At 53.5% G+C, this 16345-nt stretch carries 12 protein-coding genes; 4 read left to right on the top strand and 8 right to left on the bottom strand.

The genetic code is table 11. The annotated features are described in order from the left end of the window. Positions 1-2: 2 nt before the first annotated feature. Genes ACKI61_RS09630 through ACKI61_RS09620 form a run of 3 tightly spaced genes read right to left on the bottom strand, consistent with a single transcriptional unit; the run spans position 3 to position 3656 of the window. Positions 3-923, bottom strand: a complete 921-nt coding sequence (locus ACKI61_RS09630) for a hypothetical protein (RefSeq protein WP_407457517.1) — start codon at positions 921-923, stop codon at positions 3-5. Further along, positions 910-1950, bottom strand: a complete 1041-nt coding sequence (locus tag ACKI61_RS09625) for a hypothetical protein (RefSeq protein WP_407457516.1) — start codon at positions 1948-1950, stop codon at positions 910-912. The genes ACKI61_RS09630 and ACKI61_RS09625 overlap by 14 nt, the downstream gene beginning before the upstream one ends. Beyond that, a complete protein-coding gene (locus ACKI61_RS09620; protein WP_407457515.1) occupies positions 1947-3656 on the bottom strand; it encodes a type II secretion system protein GspD in 1710 nt (569 codons plus the stop codon). The genes ACKI61_RS09625 and ACKI61_RS09620 overlap by 4 nt, the downstream gene beginning before the upstream one ends. Positions 3657-3982: 326 nt before the next feature. Here ACKI61_RS09620 and metK point away from each other — a divergent pair, with 326 nt between their 5' ends. Next, positions 3983-5173, top strand: coding sequence for a methionine adenosyltransferase (gene metK, locus ACKI61_RS09615; RefSeq protein WP_407457514.1), 1191 nt, complete (start codon positions 3983-3985; stop codon positions 5171-5173). Between the two features lie 91 nt (positions 5174-5264). Here metK and ACKI61_RS09610 read toward each other — a convergent pair whose 3' ends face one another. Genes ACKI61_RS09610 through ACKI61_RS09595 form a run of 4 tightly spaced genes read right to left on the bottom strand, consistent with a single transcriptional unit; the run spans position 5265 to position 11855 of the window. After that, positions 5265-6134 (bottom strand): hypothetical protein, encoded by an 870-nt coding sequence (locus ACKI61_RS09610; protein ID WP_407457513.1) that lies wholly within the window; start codon positions 6132-6134, stop codon positions 5265-5267. A 2-nt stretch (positions 6135-6136) separates the two neighbouring features. Continuing rightward, entirely contained in the window at positions 6137-10222 is a 4086-nt protein-coding gene (locus ACKI61_RS09605; RefSeq protein ID WP_407457512.1) for a C25 family cysteine peptidase, read from the bottom strand. Positions 10223-10247: 25 nt separating this feature from the next. Beyond that, entirely contained in the window at positions 10248-11123 is an 876-nt protein-coding gene (locus ACKI61_RS09600) for a hypothetical protein (RefSeq protein ID WP_407457511.1), read from the bottom strand. A 9-nt stretch (positions 11124-11132) separates the two neighbouring features. Beyond that, on the bottom strand, positions 11133-11855 hold the full coding sequence (locus tag ACKI61_RS09595) for a hypothetical protein (protein WP_407457510.1): 723 nt from the start codon (positions 11853-11855) through the stop codon (positions 11133-11135). Here ACKI61_RS09595 and ACKI61_RS09590 point away from each other — a divergent pair. Both ACKI61_RS09590 and ACKI61_RS09585 read left to right on the top strand, forming a co-directional pair. After that, complete coding sequence (locus tag ACKI61_RS09590) at positions 11850-12338, top strand: peptide chain release factor-like protein (RefSeq protein ID WP_407457509.1); 489 nt, start codon at positions 11850-11852, stop codon at positions 12336-12338. The genes ACKI61_RS09595 and ACKI61_RS09590 overlap by 6 nt on opposite strands. Positions 12339-12503: 165 nt before the next feature. After that, complete coding sequence (locus tag ACKI61_RS09585) at positions 12504-13736, top strand: lamin tail domain-containing protein (protein ID WP_407457508.1); 1233 nt, start codon at positions 12504-12506, stop codon at positions 13734-13736. A 1-nt stretch (position 13737) separates the two neighbouring features. On the opposite strand, the gene ACKI61_RS09580 is transcribed toward ACKI61_RS09585, so the two are convergent. Then, on the bottom strand, positions 13738-14193 hold the full coding sequence (locus tag ACKI61_RS09580; protein WP_173566210.1) for a hypothetical protein: 456 nt from the start codon (positions 14191-14193) through the stop codon (positions 13738-13740). A 100-nt stretch (positions 14194-14293) separates the two neighbouring features. Here ACKI61_RS09580 and typA point away from each other — a divergent pair, with 100 nt between their 5' ends. Beyond that, the gene (gene typA / locus ACKI61_RS09575; RefSeq protein WP_300191913.1) at positions 14294-16126 is read left to right on the top strand and encodes a translational GTPase TypA; all 1833 of its coding nucleotides are present in this window, start codon (positions 14294-14296) and stop codon (positions 16124-16126) included. Positions 16127-16345: the final 219 nt, after the last annotated feature.

Here is a 16345-nt window from a genome sequence, read left to right as displayed (position 1 = left end):
ATTCATCGCAAGCTCCACTGAAACGGTTTCAACTTACCAACAACATAATCTGGCACCAGTACCGAGTCCAGCTGCGGCATATCGGAAGATGAAAGCGACATCACGAACGACGGATACCTGAACAAAACTTTGTCTGCGCCATGGGGAAACGCGACTTCACTGCGCGCCACGACAACCCCCGAGAACTCCACTCCTCGAGAGATTTCAATTCGATCCTCGCTAAAAGCTTCGAGATGACGCACCTTCGCCTGCCCACGCAACATTAGCGGCCCGCGCGCATAAACCCGCAACGTATCAAAGTCCGCTCGTCCACGGACCTCGACGGAGCCATCGGTGATAAATCGGCACGAGGAAATTTCCCCTTTCAGGTCCAGCGAAAGGTCTCCATCCTGAACCCAGAGAGCCATGGACGGGATGCGTCCAAAAAGACGACGATTTCCCGACTTGACATCCAAGGTGAGCGGAGGCTTCACCATGGTGATTTCACGATTCAGTTGCTGCCGAAAACCCTCGTAAATTTCGTGCCGGAGCTTATGCGACTTGAGCATGTTGCAGGCACTGTCACAGGCAACCCCCGCAAGCACACGGATGCTTCTCGCAGAAGTTCCTTCGTCAGACTGCAATGGAGCCGAAAGACTCGCCCACGGACCAAGGCTTTCCCGGTGTACTTTCGGAAGCGAGATGTTCCACGGCTCCCCCGAAAAAAAATCCATCGGCAACTCCTCAAGATACGCAAGCAACGCAGACTCTACATCGTAAACCTGCAGCAGAGTTTGTTCGCTACGTAATGCGACGCGGCGCAGCGTTCCTCGCACCTGCAAGAGCGCCGTAAGCAGAAGCGTGACGGACAGAAGAATGCCCAGCGTGAGCGGAACGACCGCACCGATTTTCGCCGCAGAAGAATTCGCATCAGAATGTTGCATGGACAACCTCCCGACGCACAAGTGAGTCACCGCACACCAGATCCACTCCGTCACGGCGAACCGAAAGCAACTTGAAGTTTCCGAGGGAATCTCCCAAAAGTACTGTCAAAGGAACCCCTTCCACTTCGGCCATCATGAGCCTAGCCGCGATGACTCCTTTCAATTGGAAATTCGGCAACACGCACCGTCGTAATTCCACTGCGATATTCTGCGGTATGGGTTTCGCCGCAAACGTATCCTCTACAGATTCCTGCCACGCCGGCGGCGCTTCAAGCTCTACCGCCGAAACATCGAATGCAACCCGTGCAGTCCCAGGTTCCACCAAATTCGAAAGGAGAAGTTTCCAACAAGCCACCGCAAAAAGCAACGATACCACGGCAAGCACATGCGAGCGCTTCCGTTTCGGCACCATGTGCTCTCGCCGCAAGTCGATGCGTTTCCAGAACGGGTCGCGAGAGCCCCTTTTCATGTCACACGGAAGCAAACCGTCGATACAAACTTCTTCAAACGAATCGCCCCTTGAAAACAGAGGGTCTTTTTTCAGAAAGCGGCGAAACCGTACAAGCTCAGACTCAATCCTTTCTTGCGAGAAGGACTCTGCACAAAGTTCGCTCCAATGGCAGAGCCTGCCCTCAAAGAATACCAGCGCATAGAAGCGTCCACCAACGATTCCATGGCACAGAAAGTTTCCGCTGTTGTCCCCTGCAGGCCCCAGCCTGCGCAGGAATCGATCCGCGGCCGAAAGAACCGCCACCTGCCTTGGCAGCAGGCGTTTTCGCGCGTTCGGCAAGGATTGCTCCGCGACCACGACAAGGTAACGAGAGCGTCTTCCTTCGGTCGAATTGAACGACACCATGTGCAACAGGCGAAAGAATCCTCCTACTTGTTCCAGGCGCATCCGCAGCTTCGGGAACTCCTTCTCAAACGAAGCACGCAACTCCTTCATGTTAGGAGCAACATCAAAGGACGAAGTCCATTCCCAGGTAAAGAGCCTTGCGTCTATGGGATAAAAACGGGAAAACGTCATCTTTGAGCCTTTTCAACATGTGGCGTAATGAATATGGCGAGCTCATTTTCTTCTTCAATTTCGGACGTGTAGCTGAACAAGAAACCAAGCAGAGGAAGGCTTCCGAGGAAAGGCACCGCCGTGCGCACCTCGGACTTGCTCTTACGAATGAGCCCTCCAAGGCAAAGGCTTTCGCCGTCTTCGAGCACCACGACCGTCTTCAGGTTACGCGTGCTAATATCGCGCGGTCCGTCGCCGGAACTCCGCCCCGCCGTTTTGATTTCCGGCGACACCTCTAACGTGATGCGACCGTCCTGTGTCACCGACGGAGTGAGTTCCAAGGAAATGCCGTCGTTGAAACTGCGATAATCCGTAATCGGATAACCATCGGCCGATACCTGACTCACCAGGTAGTAGACCGTATTTGTCACATTGAGTTCCGCCTTGTTGCCGTTCAGTGTCGTAAGGCGTGGACGCGCAAGAACCTTGGCTCGATTGTCCTCTTCCATTGAGGCAAGCTCCACCTCAAAGCGGTCGGGCAACAATCCAATGCGTCCAAAAGAACCTGCCACCGAAAAGTCCTTCCCCATAAAATCAAAGTAGCCCCGTGCGCCAATATCGCGTTCCGCCGTCTTACGGGTCGCACCGCTATGGAGTCCCATTTCAAAGGAATTACCCTTCTTGAATTCCACGACAATGCACGATAGAGTCACCTGGAGCGCCGGAACATCGACAAGCCTCAGCAAATCCTTCGCCATCTGAATTTCTGCAGGGGAGCCAGCGAGGAGTAATGCGTTCTGTTCCTTAACTTCTGCCGAAACAAATCCTCCGCCCGTCGAGACTTTTCCTAAATAAGCTAGGGCTCGTTCGGAATGGATGTGCCGCAAGGGATAGAGTGCGGTTGTCGACAGGGCGTTCCGCGCCCCGCCTTCTGAAACAAACAGCATTCCTGTATCAAGCACAAAACTGTAACGGTGCGCACCGAACAACGACTTTATTAGGGCCTCGAGCGAAGCGCCTTTCATCTTCAAAAAAACATTCTCCTGGATGTCCCCGTACACGGCAAGGCTCAAGCCCGATACTTCAGCCAGCTCGTCAAGCACCTTTGACAGGGGCGCCCCTTCGATCTCTGCCGAGTAGAGATCCCCGTCGCGCTCCAGCAGAAGCTTACCGGAAGCACCACCTCCAAAAACATCCGCATCCTTACTACGAGACTGTCCCACACGAAGGCTCTTGCCTATGCGCGTTACGCGAAAGCCGTGCGTTTCCATCATGGAACGGAAAGCCTCTTCTGCGCTCAGAAGCCGAAGCGTCCCTGTAATTTTTCCTTCAAGCCCCGGAACTGCTAAGATATTCAGCCCCGAATTCAGGGAGAACTCCCTAATGAATTCGTTCACGTCCTTGTCCTTGACGGAGACAGAGACCAGGGAATCATGCCAGCTGAATTCATGGGAGCCGCGAAGCCTTGCTCGACGGACGTGCAACACGGCTCCTTCCTGCACCAGCTCAAGACCATAAGCGGAACACAACGCAGAAAGGGCTTCAAGCACCCCCACACCATCCAAATGGAACGTCACCTTGATGTCAAGGGCGTCATCCACAAGCACCGGAGTATCGTACGCCAGCGAAACCGACCGCACGACATCGGCAATGGGGGTGTCCACAAAATCAAACGAAAGCGTTTGCGAAGGGGGTTCCGCACCATGCGCAAAGCAGCATGTTCCCAAACAGAAAAACAGGCATACGAGCGTACGCCAAAAAACACGTGTCAAAGGGAAACCTTCTAGATAGGCAATGACCCTGCCGCGGGATATAAAAAAGCCCTTGTCTCAAGGACTCTTAATAATATACAAAAAAAGTTTTTCCCAAGACCAAAAATCACTCCTTTTTGCGGGCTGTTGATTTTTTTATGCCAAAATGAGATTTCACGTTGTCAATCTTTATGCATTTTTGTACATTTACGCATAAATAAACTCAAACCCGTTTTTTCAACGCTTGGGAATGCTCAAAAATGCGACATTCTTTTCGGTGCTGAAAACATCAAGGAGCCTACATGGCACATTATCTTTTTACTTCTGAATCGGTGTCCAAGGGACACCCGGACAAGGTCTGCGACCAGATTTCTGACGCTATCCTCGACGCATGCCTTGCGCAGGACCCGAACAGCCGCGTCGCTTGCGAAACGCTCGTGAACACGGGCCTCGTCGTGATTTCCGGCGAAATCACCACCAAGGCAGTCATCGACTACCAGCAGATCGCCCGCAAGACCATCAAGGGCATCGGCTACGTGAATCCGGAACTCGCCTTCGATTACAAGGGTTGCTCCGTGCTCGTTGCCATGGACAAGCAGTCCCCCGACATTGCCCAGGGCGTGGACGCCAAGGCTGCCGACGGTAAAGAAGACGACAAACAGGGTGCCGGTGACCAGGGCATGATGTTCGGCTACGCCGTAAAGGAAACCAAGGAACTGATGCCGCTCCCGATCAGCCTCGCCCACAAGCTCATGGAAGAAATCCAGAACCTCCGCGAAAAGGGTAAGATCAAGTGGCTCCGCCCGGATGCCAAGTCCCAGGTGACGGTCGAATATGACGAAAACGACAAGCCGGTGCGCGTGGACACGGTCGTGATTTCTACCCAGCACGACGAATTCGTGAACGGCAAGGAACTCAAGCATTCTACCATAGAAAAGGAAATCATCGAAAAACTCATCAAGAAGGTGATTCCCGCGAAGCTCCTCGACAAGAAGACCCGTTACCTCGTGAACCCGACCGGCAAGTTCGTGGTCGGTGGCCCGCACGGTGACTGCGGCCTCACCGGTCGTAAGATTATCGTCGACACCTACGGCGGCATGGGCCGTCACGGTGGTGGCGCCTTCAGCGGCAAGGACCCGAGCAAGGTGGACCGCAGCGCCGCCTACGCCGCACGCTATGTGGCAAAGAACATTGTCGCCGCAGACCTCGCCTACCGTTGCGAAGTACAGCTCGCCTACGCTATCGGTTATTCCAAGCCGGTTTCCGTACTCGTGAACACCTTCGGCACAGGCAAGATCAGCGACCGCGAAATCGAAGCAATCGTTTCCAAGACCTTCGACCTTTCTCCGGCCGGCATCGTGAAGATGCTCGACCTCAAAAAGCCGGGCTACCAGTCCACCGCCGCGCTTGGCCACTTCGGCCGCACGGGTGCACGCTTCACCTGGGAGAAAACGGATAAAGCTGCCACATTGAAAAAACTCGCTAAAATCTAAGCGGTATCTTTCCATAAAAATTGGGGCTCGTCAAGTGACGAGCCTTTTTCATGTGCTTCGGTTGCGCGATTATCGTTTGCGCTCCTTAAACCTACTTCTTCTTTTTTGCCGGTGACTTTTTCTTCTTGTCCTTCATTTCAACGCGGCGGCTACCTGCACGCAGGCGTTCCCACGGAGCAAAGGACGATATCGAGAACAGGAACACGAAGAACCAGAGTACCAGAATGACAAACCACAAGGCCGAATAAGGCAGATTCGCGCCACCGGATATGTCCACTGAAATAGCAGCCACCAGCAGAAGCGATCCTACAAGAACCGGAGTGAGCATCTGCTTTGCGGCCTTCACCAGGGCTCCCGCTTGGGGATCGCCGGCGCCAAGATGTTTGCCCGCAACCATCGCGAAAGCCATGGAGCTTGCAAATGCAAAAGTCGAGAAAACCGCCCACACCAAATACGGAGGATCATCAGGTGACCAAGGCACGACACTCAATACTCCGCTCAAGAACGCCCACGCAAGCACGAACGGGAATAGCATGCAGGCTACCGACCACTTGACAAAAAGAATCAAAACGAGAGACACCAGCGTAAGGATTCCAAACATCGGAAGCGGCATACTTTCGGCACCTCCCAAAATGTGCAAGGCCAAAAGCGAAAGCACCGTCGATACAATGGAAGCGATTCCTGCACGGATTCCGCCAAAGACGAACAACATCACGACGCACGCAATGCCTGCAACGGTCAGGTACTGCGTCGAGTTCCACACTCCCTGCACATTTTCTATTTCGGCAAACCACATACCGAACGCTTCGGAAGCCCCCAGCGGAAGGCTCACGATTTCAGACAACCTTGTTGCCACAAACGTGACAGTTGCAACCACAATCGCCACAAGTGCAATCAGACGGAAGCGCAACATGAGTTCCAAAAAAGTCTGAACCTTGCCCGGCTTTTCTCTCAAATCCATTATTACCTCGAAATCAGTAGTTTTTGTTTTTTAGTCCAAGTCTTCTTGCCAAAGCTCCCCGAAGCGGGCACTTCGCTACGAACGACATAATGATACAATCCATTTGCCAAAAGTCGTCCGTGGTTGTCATGGCCGTTCCAATGGGTTACGCCCGATACAGCATCCTTCAACACGCGCACCAGCTTGCCGTTCTGGTTGTAGATAAAGATGTTCACCTTAGATTCCCTATCCACGGCAAGATTCTTGAAGTAGAAAGTGGTTCCCTTCTTTCCCATCGGATTAGGCACGTTGAATACATCGGCTAGGCCGGCCTTCATGTCGTCCGTGATTTCCAACTGCAAAGTCTTAACGGCACGATTGTCCAGCACATCGCTTGCGGCCACCTTGAAAAGATACTTACCCGCCGGGTATTGCTCCGTACTAAAGTTCATGCGGACCTTGGCGCGTTTGGAAGTCTGTTCCAGGAATGGCCACGGATGGAACGGATCCTGCACCCCCACCACTTCGAAAGTCACACCTTCATCGGCCTGTTCCCTGTAGTCAATTGCCGTGGAGTCTTCGACAACCACCTCTAGGCAGGCAGGCGACTGCAGCTTGACCGTTTCACCATCAGCGAACGGCGTCGAAACTCCACCCGCATAGCAAGACCGCACCTCTATGGACGGCGGAATCGTGTCGTCAAGCGAATCGGCATAATTCGAGATGCCTCCAATCACCAGGTCGCGAATCCACGACTTTCCTACAGACGGGCTCTTGGAGGTATAAGCCCAAGCTGAAAATTCTGCAGTCGTGTCCCCGATCGAAATCTTGCGCGGAGTCACAAATTCCGTCGTGAAGCGTCCACCCTTCACAGGAATTTTTTCCGAATAGATTAAGGCTCCATCATAGAAAATGTCGAGAGAGTCTTCCCGAACCTCAAGGGAAATCCTTCTCTTCAAGCGACCCTCCCTAAGAACCAGATTAATATAGCCATCATCCATTCCCTGGACAGAACCCGAAAGAGTCATCCGGTCGAGAGCCTTGACCGTATCGATTGGTGTATCCAAAGTAATCTTCAGGTCTTTACTCGGCATCTGGATGACAGGTTCACCCAACAAAACATAGCGTTCGTTGTTGTAGCGTTGCCTTGAAGTATCCAAGCCCACTTCCCGCTTGGTTGAGAGCATGGCCATGCCAATGGTTTCCCCGTTGTTTGTCAGGGCATTGAGCAACAGATTCTTGCCAAACTTCGAATTGTAATCGGCAAATGTTTCGCGGGTAGCACCAATCGACGCAATCGACCCCACATGGGGAGTCAAAAGAAATTCTTCCGAAAGGGAGCGCGCATTTCCCTCGTCGAAACGTCCCACCGTGCAGGAGAACGAAGCCAAAATGGTGTAGCGTCCCTTGTTGGAAAGTTTCGAGATGTAGCTTGGTTTCAGAAGCCCTTCGGCAGCCCAGTCAGTCTTGGAGCCATGCCCAAAGTAAGTCGTAAAGAGAGCTCCCTGGTTCAGGATGTTGATGAAATTTTCCGCGGCATCTTTCTTCTGACCGGCAGCATCCTCGGGGTATTCAAGCAGGTATATTTTCTTGAAATTCCAGCGCTCGCCCTTGAGCTTCGACATTTCATCGATGGAACGGACAACTTCTTCCTGGAACTTCGTATGTTCCGTGTTATCGGTCGCGCCATTATTCCTCGCATCGTCTGCCGTATGCAACAAAGTGGAACGCCAATCAGAAAAATCCATCACTCCGCGCTTTTCGTAGTCCTTGACCTTTTCGATGTAGGCTGAAAGTTCGCTTGCCGAAGAAACCGGCAAACGTCCTAGAGCGACATCCAGATCGTATTTGCCATAGAGACAGATTTCTCCCGAATCAAGAGCCGCAAAGAAGTCTTCGACCACGGCGTCTTCCTTTTCAAACGACGGCATATAGGTAGCGCTCAACTTGCTGTTGAAACCACGATAGTCGTAGGTGGCGGCACCAATCAGCAGCACGTAGCGCAGGTTCGGGCACACGGAGTAGACATACGAAATGTAGTTGCGAATTGCGACCGGAGACATGCGCCCACCCGTATAGCGATTGTAGATGTCTTCGACGGCCACCACCGAAGTCGCGTAAGTCGCCGATGCGGAGCCGTCCGAGCGGAATTCAGCAAGGCTCTTTGCTGGGGCAGCAAATTCGGCAGGCGTTATGATCAGGTATTCAAGCTTCGAGTTTGGACGCGAAAGATCTGTCAAAAGCCCAGCATCGTGAAGCGGGAGCCCCTCCACCTTCAAGCCCGAGCGGTATACGCCGCTGCGAACTGCCAAGTAGCGCACATCCGTATCTAAAGAAACTTCGTCCTTGGCGACACCGTTCGACGCCGACAGAAAGCCGACCGGTTTCATGTCAACGAACTTGAGAACCTGCACATTCGAAGGAACGGGAACATTGATGATTCCAGAAACTGCACCAGGCAAAAGCCACTCCGCAGAATCGACAACCGGATTCCACTGGTAGGCAACGCTATAGCCGTCAAAGCGGTCATACTGCCGGTCGTTCGGGAGCATTTCGAGATTGAACCGGTTGCCGTTTTCCTTAAGGCGAGGATTGTCCATACGGAAGTTTCCGCCGGGCAGGAGCGTCATCTCGGAGCGATGCATCCTGGTTCCGTTGACATCCATGGTAAAGTTGATCGATGTCATACGGTCTTCATAGCTGTGGCTCGACAAGTAAACATCCGCTTTTTGGTCTTGGGGCAGCACAGCCGTATCTTTCCACACAGAACGATGCGGGAAATAGGAGACGGATACAAACTGCTTGCCTCCCGCCACCAAACCCGGAAGACGGGAAACGCCATCCGCATTCAGGTTAACCGACGTCGTATCGAAACGGGAATGCCACAGCCAGAACCATTCCTTACCCGAAGACGATTCCCAGTCGAGGGGCTTTCCAAAGTAGCTGTCTCGCAGAAGGGCGTCCTGCTCGACACGGACATAGCGCATCCAGGCAACATCCTTTCCACTGCCCGACGGAGCAGAAACCTTCTGTGAAAAACGGAAACCCTTGCCGGAATCCTTATACCCCAACAAGAAATATTGGTAGAACGAGTAGGGCGAATAGGAATGGAAGTAATCCATCCTGCCACTCTCGAGCGTCGGATCCTCGACATTCACGCGTTTCCAGAAGGCGTTACCGTAACCGACAAAAAACAAGGTGTCTCCATCACCGAAAATGCCATCCGCCTTGTTTCCGCTGGACGAATGGTCGCGAATCTCAATGGGAATCTCAAAAATCTGGTTCGGATTGCGCGCCCTTGTGCCGGGACCCATTTCTGCAAGCGTATCAGGAGATGCCCCATAAAGGCAGATTCGGTCTACCGGAATGCCGTCCAGTTCGTCCTGCCGCTGCCAAGCCAGAAGAGCATTGCGAATGGTCTTGTAGTCTACGGCATACAGTCCGTCTTCGCTGTTGTTCGCCACATTCTTGTCGCCCACCTGGAACTTCGCCAAGAAAGTCGCATCGGACGACGAGGCCGAAGCGCTCTTCCGCAACGCGCGAATGGTATTTGCCTTCGAGACTCCAAAGCGCGAAGCGGCCTTCGGGTTTTTCACCCGTGAAAGGGCTCGGTCGCCCGGATTCACCCCCTGGGCAGTACCTGCAAACGAAACCGTCAATCTAAAATTTTTGCGAAGGGAGACCGACCCCGCGTTTTTCACGTAAAGCGGAACCCGGATGTCGGTCATCCAAAGACCATCGCGAAGCATGGGTTCCGACACGCTGACCGGCAGGAACTTCAACACGTCGGCTTCTCCGCCAGGACCTCCTTTGCAAAGGGGCTTGTTCAAAGGCACGGTCTTTTGGTCCGTCACCGACACAGAAGGCTTCTGTCTGGACGGGAGCGCCACACGGTAATGGCGGAAGGGCATCGAGTTTCCATCGAGGTAGGCTGCGTTTTCCGGAAGAAACATCGCCCCACGGTCTTTGTTAGAATTGCAGGCATGGATACTAGATTCCAAGACGATATCATCGAGAACAAAGCGGTTCCTGGAGTCTTCGACTACGCGTGCAAACGGGGATGCTACGCCCAGAATCAAAAAAAGAATGGCAACGACGAAAAAATTCACTGCTCTAAAATAGCAAAATTGGCTATTAGAACCCAATCACATCCAGTTCCCAGAAGCCATTTCCATTGCACTTGAATTCTACGGTTTCGCCACGGGCTGTTTTCGTCTTAAAAAGGGTCCACATCGAAGGGGCTACGCCACGCACAAGAATCGCTTCCAGCTCCCGTCTGCTCATCAAAAACTTCGCATTCCATTCGGGCATGTACCAGTGCCATGCCTGCCAGTTGAATATGCCGCGGGTCGATTGAACAAACGCACGGAGCATCAGCGAATATTCATACTTGAAATAGTCTTCGTAGTCGCGGAGGATAGACTGCTTTTCGGCGAATGTTTTCGAGGCGTAATCACGCTCCATGCGTAGCGGATCTTCACCCCTCTTTTCATAGGTAAAGCTCATTCCCTTGGGCATAAGTTTCACCTTCAAATTTTCCCTGTCGCGGTGGACAAATTCCGTCTCAGAAATTTGTCTGTAATCGCGAAGGACGACGTCTGGGCTCAGCACCGGATTCACCGAAAGCGGTTCAGGCTTTGCATTCAGCGAATTCAGTTCGTAAAAAAGAATCACCTCGCCATTACCTTTGGGCAAAAGGACCGCCACCAGGGGTTTAGAGCGCTCGGTCACAACCCACACCATTTCGGGCTTGTTCGCTCCCGAAAGCATCGGATTCAACACGTCCATGAGCGACGGGTCCTTGACTCCGTTGATATCCCACTCCATCCAGGTACCCGTACCGCCCACCGAATCGAGTACACCAAAAAGGCGGTCGCCGCTAAAGGGGACCTTCGACTCAACGGCCCCCATCACCTTGGCAGAACCTGCCGTGTACTGGGCCGTTTTTTTTACCGGTGCTGCGCAAACCGCAACGGCAAGGCTCAACAAAAACGCGCTAAAAACTTTCATAGGGGATCGCTAGAACCCAATAGGTTCGCAAAGGGAATCGTCAAGCCTAGTGTACTGCATATGGTATTCGCGATCAAGCCAGTAGAGGGCAAGTTTCTTGTGGCTCCAGCTTTTCTTGAGCGCAATGGCCTCGACACCCTTCGTAATCAGGGGAATCGTTTCCACAAGATCCAATTTCCAGGCCTTGTCGTCCCACTCGAAAATCATGATGGGAACCTCGGGACTTTGCGCAAGACCAATACTTCCGCGGTCGTTCTTCACCTTCATCGGACCAAGTTTCAGCTTGGTAAAGTTGTGGATTACCCCCGCTTTTGACAAGAAAAGCCAAAGCATGCGGTCCTCGGGAACCTGCCACAGGTGCTCACGTTCATAGAGGCGGTAGAGCAGAATGGCATAGGCTTCGTAGAACTGGCAGGTATCTAGATCCTCGGGACCATAGATGCGCGCATGGTGTTCCAGCGTATCGAGCCAATATTCCGAGGAATCCGTGAGCATCGCATACAAATCTTCGGCGGGAGTATCCTCGCGAATTGCCATCAGGAAGTTACGGAACATGTCTTCAAGCATTTGCTGCTTGTCCTGCTCACGGTCCTGAACCTTGGCGTCCTTGACTTCGGCAGATTCCTTCACCTGCGATTGGTCAGACGACCCCGCACAACCGCCTAGGCAGGCCAACGCAGCCAAGGCAACCGACGAAAGCACCACAACTATTTTATTTTTCAGTACATGCATCGCGATACCTACTTGAGAATGACTTTGGACGAGCTGCTCCGCGCCTGCACCCTGAAAGGGTACCAGGGGTCCGGCCCCGGCGGACAACACCGCAACAAGACCAATACGGGAGTATTGCTCACCCTTCGGGAATTCAATTTAGAAATCAAAGCCTGCGAAGCGAGATCCGCCCACGAAAACAAGGTGCATGCACTGCACCGAATGCAGATGGCGCTAGCGCTCCAGGTTCGCGAAGCCCCCGCAATTCCCGAAATTCCCTTTCCGGGAAGCAACGGACACCTACAGCCAAGCAACGCGCTCTTTCCGCTGTTTGTCGCTCACGTGTTCGACATCATGGCAACCAAGGCTGGCGACACCAAGGCTGCGGCAGCGGCATTCAACCTGACACCAAGCGCCCTCGTCAAAATTTTGCGGCAGGACAAGGCCTGCGCCACCAAGCTGCAAGGCAACCGCAAGGAAAACGGCAAGAAGCCCTTGAAATAGCAGGTGCACAAGCCCAGTTGCCGAAAGCTTCACGTCCGCACCAATTTTCTAAACATATTTTTACACTAAAAAGTTCCCCCAAAAGGGGATATCTTTCCACATTTGCAGCATTTCCAGCGTGATAGTAAATAGGACCACTCAACCAATGGAGGTATCATGAGTCCTATGATGAAAAAACACGCCAAAATCGCCACATCGCTCCTGTGCGCCCTTTCGCTCTGGAACTGTGGCAGCGAATCGAACGAAACAAGTGCTGCCATCGGCAAGTCGGGCACGACATCGGTCGCACTGAGCCTTGCCTACAAGGCGCCCCCGCTGCTGGACAGCCTGGTGCTGGACTGCTACGGAACCGACACGCTCCACTATGTCCGCTCTGCCAACAATCCCACATTCAGCATGGACCTTTTCCCTAGCGACCACTGGAAATTCAAGGCGCAGATCTACGCAAACGGCGCCCTGATGCAGCTTGGTGAACTAGAGACTAGGCTCGAAGCGGGAACAAGCGTCGATTTGAATATCCAGATGCACCCTGTCGTGGGCTTCGTGTATGTCGAAGTGCCGCTCGGACTCAAGAACGACGCCGGAGTCGAAAGTGGCTCCATGACGCTCTCTTCGGGAAGCGACCGCTACATAGTCCCGATGGAAAGAACCGCCGAAGGATTCCTCTTCAAAAGCGGGATGCTCTCGCTCAACCGCGAATACAACGTAGAAATCACGCTTTCCAACAAGAGCGGCGACGAAATCTACAAGGTGACAGACAAGTTCTCGCTCACCGAGGATAGCCCAGTACCCACCCTTACTCTGAACTCGCTCCGAAGTGCGGTCTCGATATCGATTCAGGCCGCCGAAGAGCGCCTCGTCGAAATGACCGTTCCGCTCAAGGCAGGCTACCGCAGCCCCAGGACCGAAGATATCCTGATTACGGAATTCTTCGCAAGCCCAGACAGCAAGGACAGTTCCCAGTATGAATTCGTAGAAATCTACAACGGAAGCCTCGACACACTGATCTTGGATGACTGCGCTCTCGGAATCTCAGCTTCGGGCACGTCGACAACCCTAAAGTACATGCCGCTGACCGTAAGCGAAATCGAACCGCGAAGCGCCCTTGTTCTGGGCGACGCTTCCAAGGAAAACACTCCCCCGCTAAGCGTCAACACCGACGGCTGGACACCGCTGGTGGGCACCAAGAGCAGCATCGTCCTCAAGTGCAATGGAACAACGATTGACTCGCTCTATTATTCAGCAAGCCCCGACTCGCTGCATTCCAATGTCGTTCCTACAAATTCCAAGAACGGCATCAGCACTCAGCTGAACATCGAATCGTGGAAAACCCGCAGCGATTCCACTGCGTGGTGCATGGGGAGTCCCACTCCCGGTGAACTAAAGTTCTGCGAATAGGTTAAGCGTGAATCTGCGTATTGGCTTTTTCGATGTCGAAGAGCCTGCGCAGAAGTTCCGTACGGACGGGATCGCGCTCTTCGGAAAGAGTCAGCGGTCCCATGTTGATTGCAACAAGAATCGAACCCGGATAGTTGTTCGCGTTCTTGATGAATTCGCTGGACGAAACGCCTTCGGTGTAGAAATCGACAACGAATGTGTCCCAGTCGTCATTTTCGAGCTGTTCCTGGGCTTCGGCTTCGGTCTTTACCGCCTTGATGGTGGCACCCACCAAAAGGTCGGTAAGCACTTCGAGACAGGCCTCGCGATGGGAATCGTCCTCTTCCCAAATCAGAATACGGCGGTCGCTGTAGTCGCGGATTTGGGGAGTCTGGTTTAAGCTTTCCTCGGATTCGAACTTCTCGAGGGCGGCCTCGTCCATTTCATCATCGTCAAAATTGTCGAATTCTTTTGCCATAGTACCCCAAATATAGTAAACTTGGCCCCAAAACATTGCCATAGTCGGCTAGAATTTCTAAATTTGCGCCCAAAAATAAACGTCAATCAAAAGAGCCATTATGGATACATCTAAAATCAGAAACGTCGCCATTATCGCCCACGTTGACCACGGTAAGACTACCCTGGTGGACCAGCTCCTCAAGCAGTGCGGAACCTTCCACGAAAACGAAGAAGTGAACGAACGCGTGATGGACAGCGACAACTTGGAACGCGAACGCGGCATCACCATCCTTTCCAAGAACACGAGCGTCATGTACAAGGGCTATCGCGTGAACATCGTCGATACCCCGGGGCACGCCGACTTCGGCGGCCAGGTGGAACGCGTGCTCGGCACGGTGGACGGTGTGATTCTGGTGGTGGACGCCTTCGAAGGCCCCATGGCTCAGACCCGCTTCGTGACCCAGAAAGCCCTCGAAATGGGACTCATTCCAATCGTTGTGGTGAACAAGATCGACCGCGACGGCTGTAACCCGCACGGCGCGTTGGACAAGGTGTTCGACCTGTTCTGCGAACTCGACGCCAACGAACAGCAGCTGGACTTCGACAAGGTGTTCGGTTCCGGCCGTAAGGGCATCTGCAAGGCCGAAATGGAAGACCCCGATGGCGACTTCCACATTTTGATGGACAAGATTATCGAACGCATCCCGGCCCCGAAGGGCGATCCGGCTGCAGAACCGCTTCTGCAGATTGCATCGCTTGAATACTCGGGCTTCCTTGGCCGCTTGGCCGTGGGCCGCGTGCAGCAGGGTACCTTCAAGCCGAACATGACCGTTGCCCAGGCTATGAGCGACGGCAAGGTGAAAAACATCCGCATCCAGAAGATTCTGCGCTACGAAGGCCTGACCCCACAGCCGATCGAAGAAGCGGGCCCGGGCGACATCATCTTGATTGCCGGTCTCGACAACTTCGACATCGGTGACACCCTTTCTTCGACGAACAATCCGGTGCACCTCCCCCGCATCCACATTGACCCGCCGACCATCTCTATGCTCTTCACCGTGAACACCTCGCCCCTGGCCGGCAAGTACGGTGGAAAGTTCATGACGGGTAACCAGCTCCAGGAACGCTTGGAACGCGCCCACATGGCAGACCCCGCCCTCCTCGTCGAAAAGGTCGACGGTGCATCCACCTTCAAGGTGTCCGGCCGAGGCATTCTGCACCTCACTATCCTCGTCGAAAACATGCGTCGTGAACTCTACGAATTCACCATCGGGAGCCCGCAGGTGATTTTCAAGAACGACGAAAACGGCAAGCTTTTGGAACCGATCGAAGAATTCAAGGTCGAGGTGCCGAACGAATTCAGCGGCGCCTGCATCCAGGAAATCAACACCCGTAAGGGCGAAATGGTCAACATGACCACCGACGAAAACGACCGCGTCACTCTCGAATACCTGGTGCCCTCCCGTGGCCTTATCGGAATACGCCCGAAGCTGTTGTCCCTTTCCAAGGGTTACGCCGTCAGCCAGTCCATCTTCAAGGACTACGAACCGTACAAGGGCGAAATTCCGGCCCGCGTGAACGGCGTGCTCATCGCGAAGGAACCGGGCGAAGCCGCAAGCTATGCTCTTTCCAACTTGGAAGACCGTGGTTACCTCATCATCGGACCGGGTGCCGAAGTTTATCCGGGCATGATCGTGGGTGAACACAACCGCGATGTCGATATCATCGTGAACGTCACCAAGGGTAAGCACCTGACCAACATGCGCTCCAAGTCTGCCGACGACATGATCCAGCTGACTCCGTACCGCCGCCTGACTTTGGAAGAATGCGTCACCTTCATCAACGAAGACGAATGCATCGAAGTCACGCCGGAAGTGCTGCGCCTGAGGAAGACCGAGCTCGACCCGATCAAGCGCAAGCAGCTCTCCAAGCGCCCGGCTGAAGAAGATTAATCAACAACGTCATTGCGAGCCCCGACGGGGCGAAGCAATCCACAAAATTCAAGGCACCCTGCGGGGTGCCTTTTTTGTTTTATAAAGGGGGAAGACTCCCCCTAATTACAGCCCCGACTCAGCCTGCTCCGCACGTGAACAAATTACGGCCTTCGGCCGACATCGCTTAGCGGACAGGCTATCGCCGGGTCTTCCATTACCCCTACTGCGGGGGAATCC

The organism is Fibrobacter sp. (assembly GCF_045601785.1).
Lineage (GTDB): Bacteria > Fibrobacterota > Fibrobacteria > Fibrobacterales > Fibrobacteraceae > Fibrobacter.
This window is presented reverse-complemented; position numbering and strand designations above follow the sequence as displayed.